Origin of the sequence: Streptomyces sp. (assembly GCF_031181555.1) — a bacterium.
Lineage (GTDB): Bacteria > Actinomycetota > Actinomycetes > Streptomycetales > Streptomycetaceae > Streptomyces > Streptomyces fimbriatus.
Genome location: NZ_JAPSKQ010000052.1, coordinates 32,045 through 36,707 on the forward strand (window position 1 = coordinate 32,045; position 4,663 = coordinate 36,707).

Sequence of the window (4,663 nt, forward strand, 5' to 3'; positions counted from 1 at the left end):
ACGTCGACCCGGCCCTCGGCACGGGCCGCGAGGTGAGCGAACGCCTCATGCGCGAGGGCGTCCTCGTCAAGGACACCCACGGCTCCACCATCCGCCTGGCCCCGCCGCTGACGATCACGGCGGACGAGCTCCGGGGGGCTCTGGGAACCCTGGAGAAGGTCCTGGGCCGGCGGGACTGAACCGGCGGTGGATCCGGCGCGGCGGTCCGCGGGTCCGCCGCGCCCCACCGGGTCGGGCCGACCCCGCGCCGCACCGGATTCGCCGGCCCGACGGGCACCACCGCGCCGTGAGGGACCTCCCGGGCCCGGCGGAGCGTCGTGGCGACGCGGCTCCGGCAGGGGTGGTCCCGGTCCGTCCGGCACACCGGCACAGGGACGCGCCGCGCCGCCGCCGGAAGGCCGCCGGTCCCGGCACCGGGACCGGCGGGGACGCCGCCCGTCACCGGAGGCCCCGACGCCCGGCCCACCGCGCACCGCCATCCGGGAAGCCTCCTCCCCCGTCAAGGGTGAAGATTGAGACATGAGGTGGTAGACCACTCTCAGCGACAGAGAGGTCGGCCGTGGGCGGACACAAGGAGCAGGACGTTGCCCGGCAGGGGTTCGACGTGGCCGACGCCGCCCCCCTGTTGCTCGATCCGCAGGGCATGGTGACGGGCTGGACCGGCCAGGCCGAGCGGCTGCTGGGGCATTCCGCGTCCGAGACGGTGGGCAGGAAGCTCGCCGAGCTGCTGACCCCGAAGGACGCCGAGCGGGTGCCGGACCTGGTCGAGCGGTGCCGGGGGGACGGCGGCTGGGCGGGGCTGATGACGGCCCTGCACCGGGACGGGCGGCCGGTCGCGGTCATGGTCCGGATCACCCCGACCGTGGAGCCGCGGGGCCGTTCGCCGCTGCTGGTGCTGCTGTCGGAGCTGGCCGGCTCCCCCGGCTGGGACATGAGCCGCGCGGTGCTGGAGCAGATGGTCGCCGGATCGTCGATCGGCATCGCGATCGTGGACACGGATCTGCGCTTCGTGTGGTCCAACGCCGCGCTGGAACAGTTCGGCGGCGGTCCGGCCGAACGGCGCCTGGGGCTGCGGTTCGCGGACGTCCAGCCGGGTATGGACGCCGAGGCCGTCGAGGCGCAGATGCGACACGTGCTGGAGACCGGCGAACGCGTGGTCGGCTACGAGCACGTCGGCCGCGTCCGCTCGGCACCGCTGCGCGACACCGCGCACATGCTGTCGTTCACCCGGCTCGACGACGAGCAGGGCCGCCCGATGGGCGTGTACTACACCGTCGTGGACGTCACCGGGTGGCATCGCGCCCGGCAGCGTCTCGCCCTGCTCGACCGGGCCGGTGAGCACATCGGCCGCACCCTGGACATCATGAGCACCGCGCAGGAACTGGCCGACGTCGCCGTGCCGGGGCTCGCGGAGTTCGTCACCGTCGACCTGCTGGAGACCGTGCTGCGGGGCGCCGAGCTGCCGTCCGGACCACTTGCGGAGACCGACCGGGTGCCGCTGTGCCGCGCGGGCCACCGGTCGCTGTACGAGGACCTGCCGCGGACGGTCGTGAAGGCCGGCGAGGCGGTGGCCTACCTGGCCGGTTCACCACCGGTCCGCTGTCTGACCACGGGCCGGTCCTGGCGTCAGGAGCAGCTCGATCCGCTCGCCACGGAGTGGGCCGTGGGGGCGCCGGGCAGCCGCGAGTCCACCTTCCTGGAACTGGGCCTGCAGAGCGTGATGATCGTGCCGATCCGCGCCCGGGGCGTCACCCTGGGCGTCACCACGTTCTTCCGGCGCCGCCGCGAGAACCCCTTCGACGCGGACGACCTGAACCTGGCCGAGGACCTCGTCTCCCGTGCCGCCGTCTGCGTGGACAACGCCCGGCGCTACACCCGTGAGCGGGACGCCACGCTCGTCCTGCAGCGCAGTCTCCTCCCCCACAGGCTGCCCGAGCAGGACGCCGTCGGGGTGTCCGCGTGCTACCGCCCGGCCGACGAGCTGACCGGTCTGGGCGGCGACTGGTACGACCTCATCCGGCTGTCCGGGGCCCGCGTCGCCCTCGTCGTCGGCGAGGTGCCCGGACACGGCATCGCCGCCGCGGCGGCCATGGGCCGGCTGCGGACCGCGGTGCGGACCCTGGCCGCGCTGGACCTGCCGCCCGAGGAGGTGCTCGCCCACCTCGACGATCTGGTCGGCCGACCGGCGCGGGACGGGGACGACGAGGCGGAGGCCGGGAGCTCGGAGGGCCAGGCCGTGGGGGCCGGCTGTCTGTACGTGATCTACGACCCGGTGGACGGCCGGTGCACGATGTCCGCCGCCGGCCATCCCGCGCCCGCCGTGGTGGCGCCCGACGGCACGGTCACCTTCGTGGAGCTTCCGCAGGGCCCGGCGCTCGGCGTGGGCGGCTCGCCGTTCGAGTCGGTGGAGCTGTCCCTGGCCGAGGGCAGCACGCTCGCCCTGCACACCGACGGCCTGCTGGGCCGCGGGGGGCCCGGCCCCGTCGACACGGACCGGGACCGGCTGCGGCGGGCGCTGGAGAGGGCCGCGGACTCGCTCGAGCCGAGCTGCCGTGCCGTGATGGACGCACTGGTGCCGGCCCGTCCGTACGACGACGTGGCCCTGCTGATGGCCCGTACCAAACGCCTCGCCCCCGGACGGGTCGCGGTCTGGGCCCTGCCGGCGGATCCGGCCGTCGTGGCCGAGGCCCGCAGGTCCGCCACCCGGCAGCTGGCCCGGTGGGGGCTGGACGAGCTGGCCTTCACCACCGAGCTGGTCGTCAGCGAACTCGTCACCAACGCCCTCCGCCACGCCGCCGGTCCCGTCCGGCTCCGGCTGATCCACGAGCGCTCGCTGGTGTGCGAGGTGTTCGACGGCGGCGCGACGACGCCTCATGTGCGGCACCCCCGTGCGACGGACGAGGGCGGACGCGGGTTGCTGCTGGTCTCCCAGCTCGCCCAGCGGTGGGGCACCCGTTTCGTCGCCGAGGGGAAGATCATCTGGGCCGAGCAGTCACTGGACCCGTCGGTCGAGTGACGTTCCGGTACCTCCCCCTCCCGCGCAAGAGGCGAACAACCCGGTCAATGCACCCGTATGGTGGGAAACCGACGCGATTCCGGTGATGAGGCGGTGGCCATGGCGGAGACGTCGATCGATTACGCGGCGGTCTACCGCGCCCTGCCCGGCATGGTGGCGCTGCTGACCCCCGAGCTGGTGTTCGCGGACGTCAACGAGGCGTACGTCCACGGGACCGGGCGTCCGCGCGAGGAACTGGTGGGCCGCTACCTGTTCGACGTCTTCCCGGACAACCCGAACGATCCCGACTCCACGGGCGCGCGCAATCTCCAGGCCTCGCTGCTTCGGGTCCTGGCCACCGGTGAGCGCGACACCATGGCCCTGCAGCGCTACGGCGTCGAGAACCCCGAACGGCCCGGGGAGTGGGAGGAGCGGTTCTGGAGCCCGGTGAACACACCGGTGCTCGGTCCCGACGGGAAGACCGAACTGATCGTGCACCGGGTGGAGGAGGTCACCGAGCTGGTCCGGGCCCGTGGCCACGAGGGCGGCGGCCAGGGCCGGGTGCTGGAGGCCGAGCTGTACTCGCGCGCCCGCGAACTCCAGGAGCTCAACAACCGGCTGCGCCAGGCGCACGCGCGGGAGCGGGAGGTCGCCCTGGCGCTGCAGGAGGCGATGCTGCCCGCCCGCCGTCAGGTCGGCCACCACCGGGCCGCCGTGCGGTACCGGCCCGCGGTGGGGGCGCTCAACGTCTGCGGGGACTGGTACGACCTGGTCGACCTGGTGGGCGGGCACCGCATCGGCGTGTCCGTGGGCGACGTGGTCGGGCACGGTCTGGAGGCGGCCGGCGTCATGGGCCAGCTGCGCAGCGCGCTGAGCGCCGCCTCCCGGGTGGCGGACGGGCCCGCCGAGGCGCTGAACGTGGTGGGCCGCTACGCCCACGTGGTGGACGGCGCCGAGTCCGCGACCGCGGTGACGACCTTCATCGACTTCGACCGGCACACCATCACCTACAGCAGCGCCGGCCATCTCCCGCCCGTTCTGCTCCACCGCGACGGGCGGGTGGAGTTCCTCGACCGGGCCACCGACCCCCCGCTCGACGCCCGCCCCGACCCGACGCCGAGGCCCCAGGCGACGACCTCGTTCACGCCCGGGGCGACGCTCGTGCTGTACACCGACGGTCTGATCGAGCGGCGCCGGGAGGACATCGACACGGGACTGCTCCGTCTCGCCGAGGCGCTGCGCCGCCACCGGACACAGGATCCCGAGACGCTCGCGGACATCGTGCTGCTGGAGCTGCTGCCGCCCGGCGGCGCCACCGACGACACGGCGCTGGTCGTCGTGCGGCTGTGAGCGCGGGTGCGGCCGTGACCGGCCCGGCGGGGAGCCGGTGCGTCGGGTGGCGGCTCGTCAGAGGCCGGTGCGCTCCCGGTCGAGCCGTCCCGTCCGGTCCACGTTCCGCCGGTCCTCCGGGTCATCGCTGGGCGCACCGGCGAACCAGGCGTCGAGGATCTCCTTCAGCAGCGGTTCGGACGTCAGCCGCAGGCTGAGCGCCAGCACGTTGGCGTCGTTCCAGCGGCGCGCGCCGTCCGCCGTATAGGCGTCCGTGCACAGGGCGGCCCGGACGCCCGGCACCTTGTTGGCGGCGATCGACGCGCCGGTGCCGGTCCA

Annotated in this window: 3 protein-coding genes and 1 pseudogene; 3 read left to right on the forward strand and 1 reads right to left on the reverse strand. The window is 74.4% G+C overall.

Annotated elements, in window-relative coordinates:
- The 3 genes and pseudogenes from rocD to RIM90_RS13710 form a co-directional block, all read left to right on the forward strand.
- Window positions 1–179: pseudogene (gene rocD / locus RIM90_RS13700) on the forward strand (ornithine--oxo-acid transaminase); the annotation flags it as partial.
- A gap of 380 nt (window positions 180–559) precedes the next feature.
- A complete protein-coding gene (locus RIM90_RS13705; protein ID WP_309060950.1) occupies window positions 560–3,016 on the forward strand; it encodes a SpoIIE family protein phosphatase in 2,457 nt (818 codons plus the stop codon).
- Between the two features lie 99 nt (window positions 3,017–3,115).
- Window positions 3,116–4,345, forward strand: a complete 1,230-nt coding sequence (locus tag RIM90_RS13710; protein ID WP_309060951.1) for a SpoIIE family protein phosphatase — start codon at window positions 3,116–3,118, stop codon at window positions 4,343–4,345.
- A 57-nt stretch (window positions 4,346–4,402) separates the two neighbouring features.
- Here RIM90_RS13710 and RIM90_RS13715 read toward each other — a convergent pair.
- On the reverse strand, window positions 4,403–4,663 hold a 261-nt coding region (locus RIM90_RS13715), incomplete at its 5' end, for an RpiB/LacA/LacB family sugar-phosphate isomerase (protein ID WP_309060952.1).